Consider the following 19,096-nt stretch of genomic DNA (forward strand, 5'->3'; position numbering starts at 1 on the left):
ATCTTCTAAATTGAATAATCTCAATCTAAAAAATAACTCAAAAAAAGAGTTTTTGTCAAGCGATCGGCGGAGTCTTTTGTTTTTTCGGTTAGAAAGGGAAATGTTAGGATTCGGACTTTTTGCCGATTCATCAATTATGACTTGCTTTAAGGATAAAAGGGGAGGGCAAAATTTTTTTTTGTCCTCTTGCATCTATTATATCATGTATTAAATTCCCATAAAGTATCTTCCTGGTAATGTGCGAGGATGATAAATGGAGAGCCGATTTTGTAGATCAAACAATATGATTTTGTTATGCTTCTCAAAGAGGTTCGTGTTCAGCTCGACCTTGGCCAGAAAGATTTTACAAGGAGAGTTGGGATTCGATATGCCACTGTTAATAAGCGGGTTCAATCCCAATAAATAAGTTAACATTTTGTTGGTTCTGGGGATTTCGGGTAAGTGGAGCGAAGTTATCTGGGATTGGCTGATGAAAGCCTGTTTATTGATAAAATCCAAAGTACGTTCAAAGCGGCTGATGTCAAGCTTCTAAGAAATGCGTATATTTTCTCGCAGGAAAAAGCATGTAACGGCAATCCAATTGGATGTAAGGCTGCGAACTTTCTTTTTAGCCAAAATGCCGACGCGGTAACCATTGCCGGTGCTCTGCTGGCACCTCTTACATGGGGAAATCTCACCAATGTCGATGATGTCCGGGGGTCTTTTGGTTCGGATGTTGCCACCGTTCTTGAGGACCTGCGGGATTCCTTCCTGCCTTCTAAATACAGTAGAACAAATCAACGGGAAAGTATGCACGTGCTGCTGGCGTCTATGGAGGGACCTCCTCGTAAGGCTATTTTGTATATCACCTTTCGTTTGCTGGCTTTGGAATGCGCTACTAATGCATTAGCTCCAGCCACCCGAAAAATGGCCCAAGAGACGCTTGATATTTTGGTTCCCATTGCCAATCATCTAAGTCTGGGTGATTTACGCCGCCGCCTGGAGGACGCTTGCTTTCAGATTCTGGCACCGCAAGACTATGAAGAACTGCAGGAAAGGGTTTGTCCAATCCAGTCGGAAGACAACAAGTGCCTTAGAATATTGCTTTCCGGTGCAAAACGGCTGCTGGCCAACAACGGCATTCAGGGTCGGGTCCAGGGCCGTACCAAAAGCCTGCATGCCATCCATTGCAAAATGATCCGCACGGGCAAAAATTTGGAAGAGATCATGGATAGGGTTGGGCTGCGGATCATTGTTGCATCGGTTCCGGAATGTTACACTATCCTGGGACTGCTGCACACTCACTTCAGACCGATTCCCGGTACTTTTGACGATTATATAGGTCTTCCCAAGAACAACGGCTATCAGTCCCTTCACACTTGTGTTTATCCTGTTCGGGAAATCTCCCACAAACCCATAGAGTTCCAAGTACGTACTGACCTGATGCATCAAGAGGCAGAGCATGGAACGGCAGCTCACTGGCGCTATAAACAAGACAAGACGGCCGATTTGTTAGACCAACAAAGAACACAATGGATGGGAGGTCTTGTTCGCCAACATCGGGAGTCGCTTAGCAACAAGGCGTTTGTCGAGCGGTTACATCAGCAGGTGTTCCAGAATCATCTATTGGTTTTTGGAAACGGCGGTCGGATTGTCCGTTTGGCGCAAAACGCAACGGTACGTAACTACATGCAAATTATTAATATTCGTTTTACCCATGATATGCCAGTGAAGGTGAATGGGCGTCTTGTTAATATAGATTTCAGGCTTCGTGACGGAGACTCAATAGAAGTCCTAGGGGACGGAGTCGCAACCAACCATGTCTTTAACGCAGAAATGGCCCAAGATCTATGAAAGGAGAAAACCAATGCTTAAATCGGAAAGCCAACCTTTATATACACATAAGATAGCTTTAATTGGCAACTATCTTCCGCGCCGGTGCGGTATTGCCACATTCACCACGGATTTGCTGATAAATTTATCTCAAGATGATTCCACGCATGATTGCTGTGCCGTAGTGATGAACGATAGGGTTGAGGGCTACAGGTATCCTTCCCAAGTGCACTTTGAGGTTAATCAGCATATAATGTCGGAATACCGGTTAGCTGCAGATTTTTTGAACATGAATGGAGTGGATGTGGTTTGTCTCCAACATGAATTCGGGATCTTCGGTGGCGAAGACGGTTGATGAGATTCAAATAATGTAACGGTATTATGGATTTAAGATTCTAACAAAAATGTCAAATTTGTTTTTGATTTAAACTTGTTGTAGCGAAACACCAATAAAAGCAGAGTTACAAAATAATGTAACGGCGTAAGAAAAATTCAATAATGATCTGTGGTTTGGCGTTTTTCAAAAATGAATCAAACAGAAATCGGCGTCAAAACATATGAGGATAAAATACAGGCAGGCCAACCTCGGATTATACCAAGGATGGCCTGTTAATGCAGATAAGTTGTGGTAAGGATTATTGAGGAGGGAGATCTGATATAAATTCCAGGGCAAGATTAATATCAACAAATTGGTGGTTTAACTCCTTTGCCCTGTCCCGGCAGTCTGTACAGATTTCTTTAAATTTGCGCATATCGCCCTTAACGGACATATAAATCTGTTCAACGGCTTCCTGCTGGATATCTTTGTATTTTTCAATGAAGTCCTCGACCTCTATGGGATACAAAATCAGGGTTTTCAACCGGCTGAGTATATCAGGATGGTTCCGGCTCAAATAAGTTCTCACATTCGGAAGTCCTGCAAATACGATGGGAACCCCGGCATCAATAATCCGTTTAAGATATGGCCAAACCCGGGTGTCCAAGTCATTGGCCTCATCTATAATGATAAAACAATTGGAGAGATTACAGATCATTTTCAGGTACTGGGGAGTTCGGCGGTAGGTGGCGGTGGCCTCATAATTTAATTCCTTAAGTATCGCGGCCAGGGTTTCATGTATGTTGAACAGAGACTCAACCCATACAGCATGGAGCTTTTTGGGATGCAGCAATTTTAAAAACCGAGTTTTTCCTGCACCAAAATCACCCTCCATGAGCACGCTTTGGCCTCTGTAGATCCGGTTATAAGTGGCAGCCAAGTATGAGACCCTTCGTTTATCACTGATAAAATCCTCTTTCATGTTATGTCTCCATGGGATGCATAAATGGCTACATGGTTCGTATTTAACGATTTTTGGCAATCAAGCATAAATGCATTGAACAGGGCCTGATTTTTACGGTCATCCGGCTGGTTTATCTTTTTTGTGTAATCCGCGTACCTTGATTGATTATGATCAAGCACTTGTTCCGCCCGGGCCAGGGTGAGGCCCTTATGAAAAACGTCGACTAAAACAGGCCGGTCAACGGCCATATTGTGCTTTTCTAAAAGAGCGATAATGGTGTCAAGTTCATCAGGCGGCACAGGCGAAGGTTCTGGTGCCGGCGGTCTGTCAAACGGCTTTTTTGCAATGGCTTCGCCCAACAGTATACCGTCTTCACCCTGCTCAAAAATAAAAAGCTTGTCCTTGTATTTGGATATTTTCACCGGTGTGCTTTTATGTTTGCTGAACTTATCTGCACCACGGGTCACATAATAATCGCGCTTGTCATGGCGGATGGTCCTGGTTTTGGATACGGTGGCTTTGATTTTCCTGTAGCCGTATTTCATATATTCCTGAACCTGGTCCGGGGTAAAATTCAGGGTATCTGCCTGGTTTGATAAAAAATCATCAAATTTCTGTGCCGGCACCCAGGCACTGACCACCCCGTCTTCGGTAAAATAATGTTGTGTATGATTATGTTCGTTACGATATTCGCTGAGCATAGTGCTGCTCCTTAGTTCCTGAAGGCTTATATCAAGAAGGGTTACAGTAATTTTTTCCTTTCTTCCCCGCTTGAAGTCATATTCGGTAACGGTTTTCACAATCCTGTCCTCAAAGGCTTTGATAATACGTATTTCAAAATTGTGCAGGCTCCGGTGTGAAGATTCTAGATGTGCCTTATCTTTGGGTGAATACGCCTTTGAAAAATCCGGTGCCAAATAGAAGCCTTGCGGTGTAGAATGCTTCAGGTTAATGGCATTGATGGGGCGTTTTAGATTTAAAAATCCTTTTGCCTGGTCAGGTCTGATACCAATTTTTTGCAAAGGCAAAGGGGTACTCAACAAAAAACGGGTAAAAAGATCCACAGAGTTCAGGCTGCTTTCGGTAAAATAAAAGTCCAGAATAAACATTTTCCTGGAAGCGGTATCAAATATTTCAATTACCTGTGGTTTTTGCCAGTTACCGTGTTCATCTCTGATCCTTAAATATTGAAATTTACAGCCGTCAACCTGGATCAAAGCAAATACCGGCACCGACTTGAAGGCATGCATTACCGGGACCTGATCCTGCTTATCCTCTTTTTCCAGGTAAAATTTGAGATTTTCCCTTTTGACACATCGCCGAAGTGCCGGAAGACTGATGGTTCTGCCCAGCTCTTGTTCAAGCCAGTGATGATAATTTTTAATGGTTCTGGCTTTCCGGGTGATAAAAATGAATCCCTGGGATGAGGGGTCGCATGACGCCTTGACCATCTCAATAAACCGTCTTTTGGTTTGCTCATCTATTGCTCTGGGCCGTCCGCTGCACTTACGGCCTTCCATAATTCCTTTTTCAACCAGTAAAAGGGGCGCCGGGATAATTCCGGTTTTCTTGTACTGGTCCTTGTAATATTTTTTGGACCGTCTCTTGGTAGATCCGGTTTTATTCATGATTTTTTTGTGCAGCAGTAAATGAAAGCGGTCATCAATAGTCAGGTCATCCATTATCTGCCCCCTTTGATACAATCTTTTCGTATATGACCCGATGCCACAACAATGCTGCCTGGCGGGAGGTCTTCTGCCAATGATCATGCTGAGCCACACGGACCTGTTCAAGCATTGCCTTTACAACAGCCATGTATTCATGGGTAATTCGATCTGTCAGATCCGGTTTACTTACCGGAGCCGTTTTCTGGTCCTCAATAAATTTTTTGATATTTCGTGCGGTCAGTTCCATGCCACTGTTTATAATCGCCCTCCAGATACGGCGTTGTTCTATGGAATCCATTTGAGTAAGGGGGCGGATCTGGGATTCGTTGGCCGGCAGTTTGTCTCCAATTGGAGACAGGTTGTAAATTACTTCATAGGCTCGAATCAGCCGGTAAGCATGGGCTTTGCCCATATCCCACCGTGCCCTGGTATATGCCTCAAATGACTCAAACAGAGCCTGCTTGTACAAACGATTCTCACGAATTTCTTTCAAGGCTTGGCCGATTTTGTAAAAACATTCTTGATTTCGACCAATCAGGGTTTCAAGCTCAAGCAGCCGTTCCATACTCACTGCCCTCCCGGCATAGGCCTGCCGACCATAGCGGCAAGGGCCGTCAATTTTGCGGCCTGAACCTGGGGTACAGTATTTATTTGTTTCAAAAACAAGACACTATCCCTAAATCCATAGCCCTTGATTTTCATGACAAGGTCAATGGTATTAAAATTTTTTTCGCATCTGAAGCACCTGGCCAGGTTCGTGGCTGGATTTACAGCGGTTTGAAATTCATTGCACAAAGGGCATAGAAAACGAAAATAACCATCTCTAATCTTGGATAGAATCTGTAAATGGTCCCTGATCAACACATCTACAGGGATATTGTTTCTCAGTTCAAATAATTGCCGGGATGAAAATCTGTTTTTCACAAGACACCTCCTTATTTTTAAAATTTCAGGTGCTTTTTTATATCACCGGTTAGAGTCGCCTGTCAGTTGCCTCTTAAACTGAGATAGAGATTATTCTGTTGATATCTACTTGTATTATCAGTTGGTTATCCTCATGATGTCTCTTAGAATCAAAACTCGATTAGTCTGTTAATATCCCTTTATATTACAATGAGTTATTCCAATCATGTATCTTAAAATCTATACTCGATTAGTCGTTTATGCCAGAGGGTCTTTTATGGGAATCCCTGTATTTTTTCATTGTTATGGCTGATAACCTGGGTAACCAGATATTGAATGATAATTGCCGGCTTGATCCCGTATTCTGCTATAATGACTTCCATTGGCAAAACAGGTTTTGTCTGTTTTTGATATGAAAGCGAAGGAAGGTTCCCAGATGTTTGTTGCTCCTCAGCTTCTTCAAGTTTTTTTGCCAGATAATTGTTTTTGCAAACAGCTTTGTTTTTCCTGTTCCACTTTTCACATTGCCTTCGATGAAGCTCTTTTTGGCAAGCCGAACGACATGTTTTCTGCCGCCCTTTTTGTCTTACATCAGGGGTGAACCATTTCCGGCAAATAGAGCAAGGTCGTCTTCCACGTGAATTCTTTGCCATTATTTCTTCTCCAAAATTTGAATCAGGGAGATTATATGTACCAAATTTTGAAAGAAGCAGCGGCGAGGTCTATCGGCGGGATAGGCGGGGTATGATTTTTTATTTGATTGGCGGGATATAGCGGCGGGATATCTGCCCGTTACATTATTTCGTCATGAAACTGCGGGGTACGCGTTACACTTTTTGAATCTTACCAGACGGTGTTTATGTATTGGATCTGCTAAGAAATTTGCGTATGCCTGTTGTGACAACTTTGCACACTGTTCTTCAGTCACCTTCGGACGGTCAGTTTTCTGTTGTCAGACGCATCTCCCAGCTTTCCGATAGAGTGGTAGTAATGAGCCAACAGGCAAAACAGATAGTTAATGACGTGTATGATGTGTCAGAAGATAAAATTGCCGTGATACATCATGGTATCCCTGATGTACCCTTTGTTGACCCAAATTTTTATAAGGATCAGTACGGGGTTGAGGGCCGAAAGGTCATTCTGACATTTGGTCTGCTATCCCCTGGGAAGGGAATTGAAACCATGATTGATGCCCTTCCCTCTATCGTTGAACACCACCCCGAGGTTGTTTACATTGTTTTGGGTGCAACTCATCCCCATGTTAAAAAGGACCAGGGCGAGTCTTACCGTCTGTCCCTGCAGCGCCGAGCCAGGGATCTTGGGGTCAGTGAGCACCTGATTTTTTATAATCGATTTGTCGATTTTAAAGAGTTATGTGAATTCCTTGGTGCGGCGGACATTTATGTGACTCCCTACCTGAATAAGGAGCAGGTCGTATCCGGTACACTGGCTTATGCCCTGGGCAGCGGAAAAGCAACCATTTCCACCCCCTATTGGTATGCGGAAGAGATGCTTGCAGACGGTCGGGGAAGGCTGGTGCCTTTTAAAGATCCGGCCGCTATGGCCGAGCAGGTTATTGATCTTTTAAACAATGAAGTGGCGCGGCATGTCATGCGAAAGCGGGCATATACCTTCTGCCGGAAGATGATCTGGAAAGAGGTGGCTCGCAGGTATATCGGGTTGTTCGACGATGTGAAAGTAGAACGGGCACGCTCCCCCAGGCCGATATTTCGGGCCAAGACCATTAATGAAATACCCCGTGAGTTACCCCAGCTGAAGTTGGATCACATCATTCGTCTGTCAGATAATGTCGGTATCCTGCAGCACGCCAAATACATCGTTCCTGACCGATATCACGGTTATTGTACGGACGACAATGCCAGAGCATTGATCGCCGTTCTGATGGCCCAAGAAATGATTGTCAACAGTGATGTTGTCACCAATCTCGCCTGCACCTACATCAGTTTTTTGCACCACGCATTTAACGAGGAGACCGGGAGGTTTAGGAATTTTATGGGATATGACCGCAGCTGGCTGGAAGAGGTTGGTTCTGAAGACAGCCACGGACGGGCTGTCTGGGGATTGGGTGAAGCAGTAAATTTGGTGGAAGAGACAGACATTCGGGATGCGGCCCGAATAATCTTTGAAAAGGCGCTGCCTGCCATAACAACATTTACTTCTCCTAGAACCTGGTCCTTTGCTTTGGCAGGCATTCACGCGTATTTAGTTCGGTACAGTGGCGACACCGAGGTCCGACGCGTTCGGGAGATTTTGGCAGATCGGCTTTTCGATAAATACAGGCAAAATGCTTCTGATGAATGGCCGTGGATTGAGGATCGGCTCACCTACGCCAACGGCAAAATTGCCCAAGCCCTGATTCTTTCCGGCAGATGCTTGAATCGTGATGAAATGCTTCAAGCCGGACTCCGAAGCCTGAATTGGCTTATAAAGGTGCAGACTGACCCTAAAGGCCATTTTGTTCCAATTGGCAATAACGGCTGGTATTCCCGCGATGGGGTCAAGGCACGATTCGACCAGCAGCCCATTGAAGCGCTGGATATGATCGAAGCATGTCGTGAGGCATATGAGACTACCAACGAATTGAGTTGGATCTCACACGCCCAATGCTGCATGGAATGGTTTTTAGGGCGTAACGATTTAAACGCACCTTTGTACAATCATAAAACCGGCGGCTGCTGCGACGGGCTTAATATGGATGGGCCTAACCGTAATCAGGGCGCTGAGTCAACTTTGGTCTGCTTTTTGTCCATGCTCCACCTCAACCGAATGCGCAGCCGCCAGATTTCTGTGGAGAATCAATCAGAGAAAGCATTTATGGAATATGAGGAGACCGTTGCTCATGTCAATTAAGCCCATTGTGATGGTTAGTTCCTATCCGCCACGTTTATGCGGTATTGCCACTTTTTGTGAAGAAGCCAGGGAGTTTATCCAAAAGGCCAATCCGAATCGAGAAGTATTGGTGATCAGTCACACTGACGGCCAAGGAGAGGGTGTATTTCCCCTTATCGATATGACCCGGCGTGATTGGTGGTGGCCCGTGGCCAAAAAAATAGAAAAACTGGACCCGTACGTTGTGCATTTTGAACATGAGTACGGCCTTTATGAATATCACGACCCACGAGGCGTAGGTGATGGTAATGACGGATTTCTTGATCTGCTGGAGGCCATTGGAAATATACCTAACGTGGTTGAACCCCATACGGTTCATGGACGGCTCAGGGATTTTGAAGCGGATTTCATATATAAGCTGACCCAACGCAGCCATTTGGTGTTGTTCAAATGCCATTACCAGAAATGGCGGATAGATTGGAATTTCCAGAGCCGGGAGTGGGTAACCCCGAGGAACATCATGGTAGTGCCGCACGGGGCAAGGTCGGACAAGCGCTGGGGGATGCACGAAATACCTGCGCTGCGCAAGGAATTTGACTTGGATAAGATCGGGTTGGCTGAAAATGTGGTGGGTATGATCGGCTGGATTCAATCCAATAAACGCTGGGACATCCTGTTATCCATGTGGGAAGAAATCCACAATGAGATAAAAAAGCGTACCGGGCAGGAGTGGAGCCTGTTGGCTGCTGGTGCCATGCGAGACTTGAAGCACCGACAGGATTATGAGGATTGGAAATCGGATATCCAGGTATTGTCTGGTAAAGGGCTGGCCAATTACCATGAGTTTGTTCCACGCGGGGACGACTATTATAAAATGATGGCCATCTGTAACTTCATCGTACTGCCATCGACCGATGAAACTCAGTCAGGAACATTGGCGCGTATCATCGCCCTAAACAAACCTTTTATTACCACAGCACCCATGGAGGGCCTGACCGCCCAGACATTGGAAAGTGAAGGCGGATTACTTTTTACAAATAAAGAGATGCTGAAAAATAAGGTTATAAGCCTGGCTTGTGACCAACAACTGCGTTTCCAATTGGGGGAGAACTTGAAGCGATACCTCGATAATGTAGTGTGTTGGGAAGTGGTGGCGCGGCAGTACAATGAAGCCTACAAATTGGCTCGCAAGACGGCTTATACTGGCCAGCCGGTTGTTTTGGATTTGGAATTTTGACTTTTAATAGGGAAACATAAAATGAATCCGTTGGCTAGAGAAGAGGAAGAAATGAGCAGTGTTAAACTCAAGGAACTTTTTATAAGGAACGGTGCCAATCCCATCATCCAGGTAAAGGATCTTCCATACCAGGCCAATGCTGTTTTCAATGCAGCCGCAACGCAATGCGGTAATGACACTTTGCTGCTCATGCGTGTGGAAGACCGCCGAGGGCTATCCCACTTAACGGTTGCTCGCAGTCGGGACGGTATGACCAATTGGCGGATCGATTCCCGGCCGACCTTACTGGCGGACCCGAAAAATCACCCTGAAGAGATTTGGGGCATTGAAGATCCCAGGCTTTCTCGAATAGATGAACTGGATCTCTGGGTGGTGCTTTACACTGCCTATTCAAAAGGTGGTCCATTGGTCTCACTGGCGACTACTCAGGATTTTAAGAATTTTGAACGTAAGGGGGTCGTTATGCCCCCGGAAGATAAAGATGCCGCCCTTTTGCCTATAAAATTCAATGGACGTTGGGCCATGATCCACCGACCTGTACCTGGCATCCCCGGCGTTGGCGCACACATCTGGATATCCTTCAGCCCGGATATGAAGCACTGGGGAGATCATCAAATTATCCTGCCTGCCCGTAAGGGCGGCTGGTGGGACGCCAACAAGGTCGGTCTTTCACCGCCACCGCTTCGAACTGAAAAAGGCTGGCTGGTCCTCTATCACGGTGTCCGCAATACGGCCGGCGGATGTATTTATAGACTGGGCTTGGCGCTTTTGGATTTACAGGACCCGACCCGCCTGATAGCCAGGGGAGACGAATGGGTCTTTTCACCGGAAGATCCTTATGAAATTATTGGCGACGTGGATAAAGTGGTTTTCCCCTGCGGCTGGGTTGCTCAAGGAGATGATATCCGTCTGTATTACGGCTGCGCGGACAAATGCATCGCTCTGGCCACGGCGCGAATTTCGGAACTGCTCGACTGGCTTAAACAACACAAGCAACAGGAAAAAAGACGTTGGGGGTAGATTATGAAAATTGCAATGTTGTCACCCATTGCCTGGCGTACGCCACCGAACCACTACGGTCCGTGGGAGAGCGTGGTTTCACTTCTGACTGAGGGTCTTGTGGCCCGGGGTATTGATGTTACACTGTTCGCTACCGGAGATTCGCGAACCCGGGCCCGACTGCAGAGCGTATGCCCTCAAGGATATGAGGAAAATAATAGAATGCTTCCCAAAGTATGGGAATGTCTCCACATTTCCGAGGTATTTGAAAACGGGAACGCTTTTGACTTGATCCACAACCATTTTGACTACTTGCCGTTGACGTATTCCAGAATGACGTCAACACCGGTGTTGACCACCATCCACGGATTTTCATCGCCCGAAATCCTACCGGTATACAAGAAATACAACGGCAAGTGCTTTTATATTGCCATCAGCGAGGCAGACAAATCACCGGAGCTTGACTACACAGCCACTATCCATCACGGTATCGACTTTGAGAAGTTTTTCTTTAGGTCCGATCATGGGAAGTATTTGCTTTTTTTCGGTCGTATTCATCCGGATAAAGGCACTGCCGAATGCATTGAGGTTGCCCGTCGAACCGGCATGGATCTTGTGATTGCAGGCATTATACAGGATAAGGGCTATTTTGACAAAAAGGTTAAACCCCATTTGGATAACAGCCGCATCATCTATGTGGGCAGTGTTGGCCCTAAAAAGCGTAACATACTTCTGGGAGGTGCTTATGCCCTGCTCCATCCCATTAGGTTTGATGAACCGTTCGGCCTTTCTGTCGCGGAAGCCATGGCGTGCGGCACACCAGTCGTGGCTTTTTCAAGAGGAAGCATGCCTGAACTTGTCGTTCACGGTGAGACGGGATTTCTGACGACCGATATTGATGAGATGATCCGAACCTTAAAAAATGTCAAAGATATTGACCGTCGTAAATGCCGTCAACGTATCAAATCGCATTTCAGTGTAGATCGCATGGTTTCCGATTATATCCGGGTTTATAAAAGTATCGTTGAACAGACCCAGCGTGAAGACCACAGGCCCTGGGGTTTTTATGAGGTTTTAACTGATCAACCCGGTCTCAAGGTCAAACGAATTACTGTGTACCCTGGACAGCGCTTAAGCTATCAGCGTCACTTCAGACGTTCCGAGCATTGGTATATTATCAGCGGTACCGCAACAGTAACAAAAAACGGTAAAAAAATTGAGAGGGTCTCCGGTCAGGCATTTGATCTGCCGGTGGAAACATGGCATCGCGTCGAGAATTCTGGATCGGAGAATCTTGTATTCATTGAGGTACAGACCGGAGACTATTTGGGTGAAGATGATATTGAAAGATCGGAGGATGATTATGGCAGGATCAGACAGTTTGATCATTCAGCGTTATGAAAAAAATCCAATACTTACAAAATATGATGTGCCTTACCCAGTGGAAACCGTTCACAACGCCGGAGTGGTCAAGCACAACAACAATTATATTATGTTATTCAGGTCTCACTTACGCAACGGCCGCTCAATCATCGGAATAGCGGAAAGCAGGGACGGTGTGCGTTTTGTGGTCAGGCCTGAACCGTTCATCACACCGGCCAAAACCGAACCGTTTTCCGTTTACGAGGCCTATGGCGTAGAAGATCCGAGGATCTGTCCCATGGAAGATGGATATTGGATCACCTACTCGGTCTATTCCCAGCATGGAGTGCGGGTGGCTTTGGCCAAAACTGTGGATTTTGAACGCTTGGAACGAATTTCTCTAATCACCCAAGCGGATTACCGCAACGTGGTCATTTTTCCTGAAAAAATAAACGGCCGCTATGCCCGGCTTGATCGGCCCCATTCTGAAATTTCGCCCTGGTCTATTTGGATTTCCTATTCACCGGATTTGGTGCATTGGGGGGATGCCAAGGTTGTCATCAAGCCAATGGCCTATCACTGGGATGAAATGAAAGTTGGACCGGGTGCAACGCCCATCAAGACAAAAAAAGGATGGCTGAACATCTTTCACGGTGTCTTTAAAACCATGGATGGTGCCGTTTATCGGCTTGGCGTTGCGCTCCACGATATTCAGGACCCGTCAAGGGTACTGGGAGTGGCCGATGGTTGGATACTCCAACCCGAAGATTTTTGGGAGATCAGCGGCTATGTTCACAATGTGGTTTTCTGCTGCGGCGCGGTGGCTGAAGAGGATGGAATCGTAAGAATCTATTGGGGTGGTGCAGACTCGGTCATATGTTTGGGTACCGCATTGATTGATGATCTGGTGGAGTTATGTCTCTCCACCCCCCGTCCTGCCATATGAAGATAGGGTAGTAATGTTTACTGAAGCGCTAACGGTTTCTGGGATAAGAATTCCCCCTTGATGGTCGACGTGCGGTGTCAATGGTTTAATATACAATTCATTAATAAATTTTAGGAGGTAAGTTTCATGTTGACAAAAAATTTTATTAATACTCCGGCATGGGACTTTGGCGTTCCAGGGTCTTCTGCCGAGATTGAACGATTTTTGCAGGGGGTGGACCGTATGCTTGACGAATAGATGCCGTCTATGCGGAAAACAGAAATGGCTTCGACAGATGTGCCATTGCTCAACCTTTCTGAGCTCCGTGAACGCTATATTCTAAGAGCTTCAATCCCTGGTGCAAACGCCGAGGATTTGGATATCCGGGCAACGGCGAAAAGCATTTCCATATCAGGCGAGCGTCATATTCCAGAAGAGGAAAAGACAGACGGAGGGATTATTATCCCCGATACCGCCAAGGAAAAACCCCAGGAGGGTCGGGTCGTTGCTGTCGGACCCGGCGAATGGAATAATGACGGCGACCGTATGGCCCTGGAAGTAAAAGAAGGGGATCGCATCTTGTTCGGTAAGTATGCCGGCACCGAAATTAAAATTGATGGCGAAGAACACATTTTTATGCGTGAGGACGATATTTTAGGAATTTTGAAGTAAAAGGAGGAAAACACCATGCCAGCAAAAATAATTACCTACGGATCAACGGCCCGCGAGGCCATGCTTGAGGACATTGCGGTTCTAACCGGCGGGCAGGTGGTTTCCGAGGACATGGTTGGGCCTCATTGCGTTTTCAATGACATTCCCGCTTCCGCCTTGCTTTACCCGTTTGGCTGCCAAATGGGCATACCGCTGTAGCATGGCAAAGGTTTTATGGGCGGTTAGCCTTTGCAGTGTCTATAGATCAATTTCACCGGAACTGATTTTCAAGCTTGAAAAGGGGTGTCGTAAAGAATGTAGGGGCCTGGTTTCCTTTGGCAGCCCGGCGGTTACTTTGATTTTGTTTATGGACTTCTGGGATTAGTCCGTTTTTTACCGTCCCTGCCAGGGAACACATATTCATTGTCCGCTTTTATTTGCCCATACAGAACTGAACCTCCGTGTCTGTCAAATTTTGACAATGCGCTCTTTTTGTTTTTTTATATTAAAGTTCCAATAAGTTACTGAATTATTTTTATGCTTTGTTGTGGATTGAGCCTCGGTATTGATAGACTAAGTCAGCCCGTAGCTGTTATATAAAATTACAATGGCACTGCTGTTGTTGATTGCCATTTAATATTGGAAAAAGTGTCGTTCTTATATTACCCAACAGATCCTGTTGTTAATTGCTATGATTCAGTTTTGCAGTCAAGCTGGTGTACGACTGTTTGGAAAAATGATCTTGCACGGTGCTTGGCAAGCAATACAGGGCCGATGCTCGGGGGATACCCGGAAAGGAGTCGTATAAATGGAAAAGAACGGATTAAGTCGCCGTAGATTTTTAAAAACAGGGGGGCTTGCATTGGGAGCGGGGCTGGCTGCCGCGTCACCGGGGTTTTCGCAAACCTATGCCCAAGAATCCCTTCAAGTCTGGTCCTGCGGCGGCCTTGCCGAGGCCTTTCAACCGGCAAACCATGAATTTGAAAAACTCACCAAAGCCTCCATCGCTTATACCGGCGCCTTTGCCGGTGCTCTGGGAAAATCGCTGTTGACCGGGAGTGCCAGGACCGAGGTTTTTGGCCCGCGGGTTCTGGAACTGGCCAAAAAACTAAAGGCCCAGGGTAAGATGCTCTGGTTTAAGCCCCTGTGCTTTACACAATATGTGGTGGCTACCCCCAAGGGAAATCCTGCCGGAATAGAATCCATTAAGGATATGGGAAAAAGTGGTGTCAAAACCATCCTGGCGCCGGAGGCCTCTCCTCCAGGCGGCAAGGCCAGCATGATCATTTTAAAAAAAGCTGGGGTTGAAGACAAGGCAAGAGCCAATGCCGTGTTCGTGGGAGACTGCGTTCAGACAGCCGTCACCGATCTGGTCACGGGGAAAGCGGATGCCGCCGTAATTGAAAAGCGTATCATCCATCTGCCCCAGTTTAGGGGCAAGTTGGATACCCTGCCCATACCCGAGGCCTTTATCCCTCCGGCACCTGTTCCTTTTACCATTGGTGTAATGAAATGGGCCAAAAACAGGGCGCTTGCAGAAGCCTTTGTGGATTTTATTTTGTCGGACAAGGGACAGGTCTGGTTCCACCGGGCGGGATTTATCCCTGCCCAGACAGAAGAAGGTCAACGACTGACCAGAAAATATGGGGTGATGGATGTATAAGCAGTGGTTTGGCAACTGGAAACGGCGTCTGGTACAATTGGTCTCTTTAGGAATCATTGGTGAATGGTCTTTTTACGGCATTTTTCGCTGCCCCTTTGCCGTGCCTTACATTGGGTGCGGTAACTGCCCGGTGATCCAATGCCCGGGGCGAAATCTGTGGATGTGGGGATGGATACTGATGGGGCTTTCCGCTGTTTTGTTCGGTCGTGTCTTTTGCGGATGGATCTGTCCTGGCGGCCTGGTTTCTGAGATTCTGTCCATGGGCGCATTTTTTAAAAATAAAATCAACAGGATTGCATCGAACCTTTTTAGCGTCGGGAAGTACATCGTCCTGGCCCTTTCCCTGTATCTTTTTTTCGTGGCCAACAATCCCCGCTGGGCCATCCCTATACGGACCGGTGAATTTTTTAAATCCGTAGGCCTGACCTTTGAACATGCCGATCCCATCTGGATTTATAAAACAATGGCCATTTTGATCGCTTTGGGACTCAGTATATTTATTCCTATGTTTTGGTGCCGGTTTTTTTGCCCTACAGGCGGGGCTTTGGAGCTGCTGTCACGATTTTCCCTGTTTCGGTTTATAACGAATGAAAAGTGCACATCCTGCGATCGATGCCTCAAGATGTGTGCCATGGAAACACGACCCTCCGAGAGCAATTGTGTGCAATGCGGTGATTGCTTAGATACCTGTAAATTAGATGCCGTGGAGTGGCGGTCCAGGATCCGTTCAACCTGATGGTCCGCCCTGGTTGCCCGGGCTGTAGTCCTAGGAAACGGGCGATATTTATGCTGTATTATTTTTTTGATCAGAGTTATCCATAAGAACCAACGCCGGGGTATCCTTTTTAATTATTTGTATTTTTCCTTTCCAGTCACTTACAATGTACCGGCCATTACCCAATGGCTTGATGCCGTCGATACCGCCTTGATGGGCAATTTCCAGGGTGGCAGATTTGTTATGAACATCAAAGGTTACGATACCTTGCGCCGTTCCCACCTTAAGAGTGGTTCCCTCAATGAAAAGCCCGTTGGTTTTAGGATAGTCCAGAATCAGGAAGGAATCCAGTCGCCCTTGTTTTATGGAATGAATGGTCTGGGTTACCATGTCGGTTATGAAAACATTGCCATGGGTATCAATTGCAATATCATTTAAAAATTTAGCCCCCTGAACATTCCAGGTTTTGATAATGGTCCCGGTTGGAATCGAAATCTTGTGAACCTGGTCAATATCCGTCACGTAAAGCATGTCACCAAAGATGCCCATGCCTTTGGGAGCGTTCAGTCCCGTCACCCAGTTAAGGGTTTTGATGGATCCATCTATTCCGACTTTGGCAATGAATCCCTTGTTGTTCTTCAGGGTGGATTTGCCGCTGATATTGGAGACATAAACGATCTGGTGATTTTCATCGTAGAGCACTGATTCAGGAACCTCAAGTCCTTTGGGCGTTTCCCATAATTTGGTCAGTCTCGGCTGATTCCCTGTTTGGCTCTCCATCTTGTTCCCCTGGGCGGCACAGGCACAGATCCCAAAAAGCAATATTGTGAGAATTAAGCGTGCAATGCTTTTCATTTGATGGCTCCTTTTTCAATATGTTTTAAGAGATTTTTTTGAGTGATGAATCAGGATGGGTAACTTCAGAGAGAATCTGTATTACAGACTGGATGTCTTGAGTATTGAAATGCCGCCCCTGGGGGATCGCAACGGGACATCCCCCTTCTGGTGAGTCTTTTTTTATGTCATATACGGTTTTATCCCCATTAAGGTACATGATCAAAAAAATCATTGACAATAACGGCAGCCTTGGATAATATCCGGCTTTAATTTGATGGGCCATTAGCTCAATTGGCAGAGCAACTGACTCTTAATCAGTAGGTCCACCGTTCGACCCGGTGATGGCCCACCATCATAACAACTAGGCTTTCAGCGTTTTTCGTTGAAAGCTTTTTTGCGTTTTAAGAGCTTTCTATGTAAAATTACACACAATAATAATCTGATACCAAAGGGGAGTTTGTCATGAACAAAACATCATATGTATTTAAAGATGACGGAACCTATCCCAATAACATTCTCCCCTTGGTCTTGTTGAAACAGGCCATCCAATCGATGGAACCGATCTCCCCCTCCACCATTGAGAAAGTCTTCCATGAAAACAATTGGGTGAGTTCCTGGCGTAACGGTCTGTTTGGTTTTCACCATTATCACAGCACTGCTCATGAAGTACTGGGGATTTATTCTGGATGGGTGAAGGCGCAACTCGGCGGCCCGGACGGTAAAACTGTCATCGTTGAAGTTGGTGATGTTGTTATTATCCCTGCTGGTGTTGCCCATAAGAACATTGACCAGTCCCCGGATTTCAACGTGGTTGGCGCATATCCCATCGGCCAGGTTCCAGACATGAAATACGGCAAGCCCGGAGAACGGCCTAATGCAGACCAGAACATTCAAAATATTGACCGGCCTGAGTATGATCCAGTTTACGGGAAAGCCGGTCCGCTCATGGAACTTTGGAGTTGACCAAATGACCGCAGTAAAAATTCCCTATGAGCAACTGAGCACCGAGGCATTGCATGGCGTCATTGAACAATTTGTAACCAGGGATGGCACGGGCTATGGTGAAGTGGAGATCCCCCTGTATACCATAAATGGACACTTTCGTTTTTCTCGACGTGTTCGAGTTTCATATTTACATCCAGTTGATTGACTGATATTGGGATACTATTCTATATCCCATTTTTATAGCGGGATAACATTACAATCTGGGACTGTAACAGAAAAAAAATTACATAATAACTTGATATGGAGGCCATGGCTATGGTGAGAAAAAATAATAGAGATTCAAAATCATTGTACCAAATCAAAGTTACTTTGGTTGGAAGCAAACCCCCAATATGGAGAAGATTGATCGTTAAAGACAATATCCGTTTAGATCAATTGCATTCTGTCTTGCAGGTAGCAATGGGATGGTTTAATTACCATTTGCATCAATATAGAGTTGGAAGATCATATATTGGAATTCCAGACAAGGATACTGATTTTGATGTAACCGATGAGAGGATGGTTTACTTACAGGACATTATGTCCAATGTAAAAGACAATTTTATTTATGAATATGATTTTGGTGATGGTTGGGAGCATAAAATCGTTCTTGAGAAAATTCTTCCTTTGGATTCTTCTGAATCGCCTGTGGTTATTAAGGGAAAAAAAGCATGTCCTCCAGAGGACTGCGGTGGTATTTGGGGGTACTCCGATTTTTTGGCTGCAATTCAAGATCCGAAACATGAAGAGCATGAGGAAATGATGGAATGGGTTGGAGGGGAATTTGATCCTGATGAATTTAACATGAACTTTATTAACAAAAAACTTAATGATCTTAAATTTTAGCCATTCTTCATTATGGGTAGCCAATCGGAGTAGGACTCCCACCTCCAGGCATACGTGAGCACGTACCAAGGCGGTTCGACTGACCTTAGGAGTCAGTTTCCGGACAAATTTCAGCAGGCGATGCTCAAGGCCATTGATTCGTGGGCGAAAAATTGTCTACAAGGTGCGTCAACTCATTAAGTCCTCCAATGCTCTTGGCATTCCAATTCTGCTGACGGAACAGTACAAAAAAGGGATTGGCAAAACTCTACCTGAACTGCTCCAGGGAATTGATTCACCACAGGTTTTTCAGAAAGAGCACTTCAGTGCCTGCCTGGAAAAAAACTTTATTCCCACGGTTCAATCATAAAAAGATCGTGGTGGTC

General features: G+C 45.9%; 21 protein-coding genes and 1 tRNA gene. 16 read left to right on the forward strand and 6 right to left on the reverse strand.

What is annotated here, in order from left to right; translation table 11 throughout:
- Positions 1 to 462 precede the first annotated feature (462 nt).
- Together EYB58_RS11985 and EYB58_RS11990 are read left to right on the forward strand one after the other, a co-directional pair.
- Positions 463 to 1,833 carry an HD domain-containing protein gene (locus EYB58_RS11985; protein ID WP_163354484.1) on the forward strand — a complete coding sequence of 457 codons (1,371 nt, stop codon included), beginning with the start codon at positions 463 to 465 and terminating at the stop codon, positions 1,831 to 1,833.
- Between the two features lie 13 nt (positions 1,834 to 1,846).
- A complete protein-coding gene (locus EYB58_RS11990; RefSeq protein WP_111958256.1) occupies positions 1,847 to 2,167 on the forward strand; it encodes a glycosyltransferase family protein in 321 nt (106 codons plus the stop codon).
- Positions 2,168 to 2,447: 280 nt separating this feature from the next.
- On the opposite strand, the gene EYB58_RS11995 is transcribed toward EYB58_RS11990, so the two are convergent.
- From EYB58_RS11995 to EYB58_RS12015, 5 genes are all read right to left on the reverse strand, one after another.
- Positions 2,448 to 3,110, reverse strand: coding sequence for an AAA family ATPase (locus EYB58_RS11995; protein ID WP_131071983.1), 663 nt, complete (start codon positions 3,108 to 3,110; stop codon positions 2,448 to 2,450).
- Positions 3,107 to 4,774, reverse strand: coding sequence for an integrase (locus tag EYB58_RS12000; protein WP_111953193.1), 1,668 nt, complete (start codon positions 4,772 to 4,774; stop codon positions 3,107 to 3,109). Before EYB58_RS12000 ends, EYB58_RS11995 begins: the two co-directional genes overlap by 4 nt.
- Positions 4,767 to 5,324, reverse strand: a complete 558-nt coding sequence (locus tag EYB58_RS12005) for a DNA methylase (protein ID WP_111953191.1) — start codon at positions 5,322 to 5,324, stop codon at positions 4,767 to 4,769. Before EYB58_RS12005 ends, EYB58_RS12000 begins: the two co-directional genes overlap by 8 nt.
- A gap of 2 nt (positions 5,325 to 5,326) precedes the next feature.
- Positions 5,327 to 5,683, reverse strand: coding sequence for a CHC2 zinc finger domain-containing protein (locus EYB58_RS12010; RefSeq protein ID WP_111953189.1), 357 nt, complete (start codon positions 5,681 to 5,683; stop codon positions 5,327 to 5,329).
- Positions 5,684 to 5,937: 254 nt separating this feature from the next.
- Complete coding sequence (locus EYB58_RS12015; protein WP_111953187.1) at positions 5,938 to 6,315, reverse strand: hypothetical protein; 378 nt, start codon at positions 6,313 to 6,315, stop codon at positions 5,938 to 5,940.
- A 211-nt stretch (positions 6,316 to 6,526) separates the two neighbouring features.
- On the opposite strand from EYB58_RS12015, the gene EYB58_RS12020 reads away from it, so the two are divergent.
- The 9 genes from EYB58_RS12020 to EYB58_RS12060 all read left to right on the forward strand — a co-directional run bounded on the left by EYB58_RS12020 (position 6,527) and on the right by EYB58_RS12060 (position 16,085).
- A complete protein-coding gene (locus tag EYB58_RS12020) occupies positions 6,527 to 8,533 on the forward strand; it encodes a glycosyltransferase family 4 protein (RefSeq protein ID WP_278186206.1) in 2,007 nt (668 codons plus the stop codon).
- On the forward strand, positions 8,523 to 9,749 hold the full coding sequence (locus EYB58_RS12025) for a glycosyltransferase (RefSeq protein ID WP_163354459.1): 1,227 nt from the start codon (positions 8,523 to 8,525) through the stop codon (positions 9,747 to 9,749). The genes EYB58_RS12020 and EYB58_RS12025 overlap by 11 nt, the downstream gene beginning before the upstream one ends.
- 21 nt (positions 9,750 to 9,770) lie before the next feature.
- Positions 9,771 to 10,769, forward strand: a complete 999-nt coding sequence (locus EYB58_RS12030) for a glycoside hydrolase family 130 protein (RefSeq protein WP_207309039.1) — start codon at positions 9,771 to 9,773, stop codon at positions 10,767 to 10,769.
- A 3-nt stretch (positions 10,770 to 10,772) separates the two neighbouring features.
- Positions 10,773 to 12,149 carry a glycosyltransferase gene (locus tag EYB58_RS12035; protein ID WP_111958242.1) on the forward strand — a complete coding sequence of 459 codons (1,377 nt, stop codon included), beginning with the start codon at positions 10,773 to 10,775 and terminating at the stop codon, positions 12,147 to 12,149.
- Entirely contained in the window at positions 12,112 to 13,056 is a 945-nt protein-coding gene (locus EYB58_RS12040; protein WP_207309040.1) for a glycoside hydrolase family 130 protein, read from the forward strand. The genes EYB58_RS12035 and EYB58_RS12040 overlap by 38 nt, the downstream gene beginning before the upstream one ends.
- Before the next feature lie 381 nt (positions 13,057 to 13,437).
- Entirely contained in the window at positions 13,438 to 13,707 is a 270-nt protein-coding gene (locus EYB58_RS12045) for a co-chaperone GroES (RefSeq protein ID WP_242637657.1), read from the forward strand.
- Between the two features lie 15 nt (positions 13,708 to 13,722).
- Positions 13,723 to 13,905, forward strand: a complete 183-nt coding sequence (locus tag EYB58_RS12050) for a hypothetical protein (protein WP_111958240.1) — start codon at positions 13,723 to 13,725, stop codon at positions 13,903 to 13,905.
- 589 nt (positions 13,906 to 14,494) lie between these two features.
- Positions 14,495 to 15,349, forward strand: coding sequence for a substrate-binding domain-containing protein (locus tag EYB58_RS12055; RefSeq protein ID WP_111958238.1), 855 nt, complete (start codon positions 14,495 to 14,497; stop codon positions 15,347 to 15,349).
- Positions 15,342 to 16,085, forward strand: a complete 744-nt coding sequence (locus EYB58_RS12060; RefSeq protein WP_111958236.1) for a 4Fe-4S binding protein — start codon at positions 15,342 to 15,344, stop codon at positions 16,083 to 16,085. The genes EYB58_RS12055 and EYB58_RS12060 overlap by 8 nt, the downstream gene beginning before the upstream one ends.
- A 48-nt stretch (positions 16,086 to 16,133) precedes the next feature.
- Here EYB58_RS12060 and EYB58_RS12065 read toward each other — a convergent pair whose 3' ends face one another.
- Positions 16,134 to 16,919 (reverse strand): SMP-30/gluconolactonase/LRE family protein, encoded by a 786-nt coding sequence (locus EYB58_RS12065; RefSeq protein ID WP_111958234.1) that lies wholly within the window; start codon positions 16,917 to 16,919, stop codon positions 16,134 to 16,136.
- Between the two features lie 258 nt (positions 16,920 to 17,177).
- Between EYB58_RS12065 and EYB58_RS12070 the strand changes: the two genes are divergently transcribed.
- The 5 genes from EYB58_RS12070 to EYB58_RS23955 all read left to right on the forward strand — a co-directional run bounded on the left by EYB58_RS12070 (position 17,178) and on the right by EYB58_RS23955 (position 19,080).
- Positions 17,178 to 17,253, forward strand: a tRNA-Lys gene (locus tag EYB58_RS12070).
- A gap of 110 nt (positions 17,254 to 17,363) precedes the next feature.
- Positions 17,364 to 17,864 (forward strand): hypothetical protein, encoded by a 501-nt coding sequence (locus EYB58_RS12075; protein ID WP_111958232.1) that lies wholly within the window; start codon positions 17,364 to 17,366, stop codon positions 17,862 to 17,864.
- Between the two features lie 4 nt (positions 17,865 to 17,868).
- Positions 17,869 to 18,051, forward strand: coding sequence for a YheU family protein (locus EYB58_RS12080; protein ID WP_111958230.1), 183 nt, complete (start codon positions 17,869 to 17,871; stop codon positions 18,049 to 18,051).
- A 110-nt stretch (positions 18,052 to 18,161) separates the two neighbouring features.
- Positions 18,162 to 18,731: a plasmid pRiA4b ORF-3 family protein gene (locus EYB58_RS12085; RefSeq protein WP_111958228.1), complete on the forward strand. Its 570-nt coding sequence runs from the start codon at positions 18,162 to 18,164 to the stop codon at positions 18,729 to 18,731.
- Positions 18,732 to 18,864: 133 nt separating this feature from the next.
- On the forward strand, positions 18,865 to 19,080 hold the full coding sequence (locus tag EYB58_RS23955; protein ID WP_242637336.1) for a cysteine hydrolase family protein: 216 nt from the start codon (positions 18,865 to 18,867) through the stop codon (positions 19,078 to 19,080).
- The last annotated feature ends 16 nt before the right edge of the window (positions 19,081 to 19,096 follow it).

Source organism: Desulfobacter hydrogenophilus (genome assembly GCF_004319545.1).
Lineage (GTDB): Bacteria > Desulfobacterota > Desulfobacteria > Desulfobacterales > Desulfobacteraceae > Desulfobacter > Desulfobacter hydrogenophilus.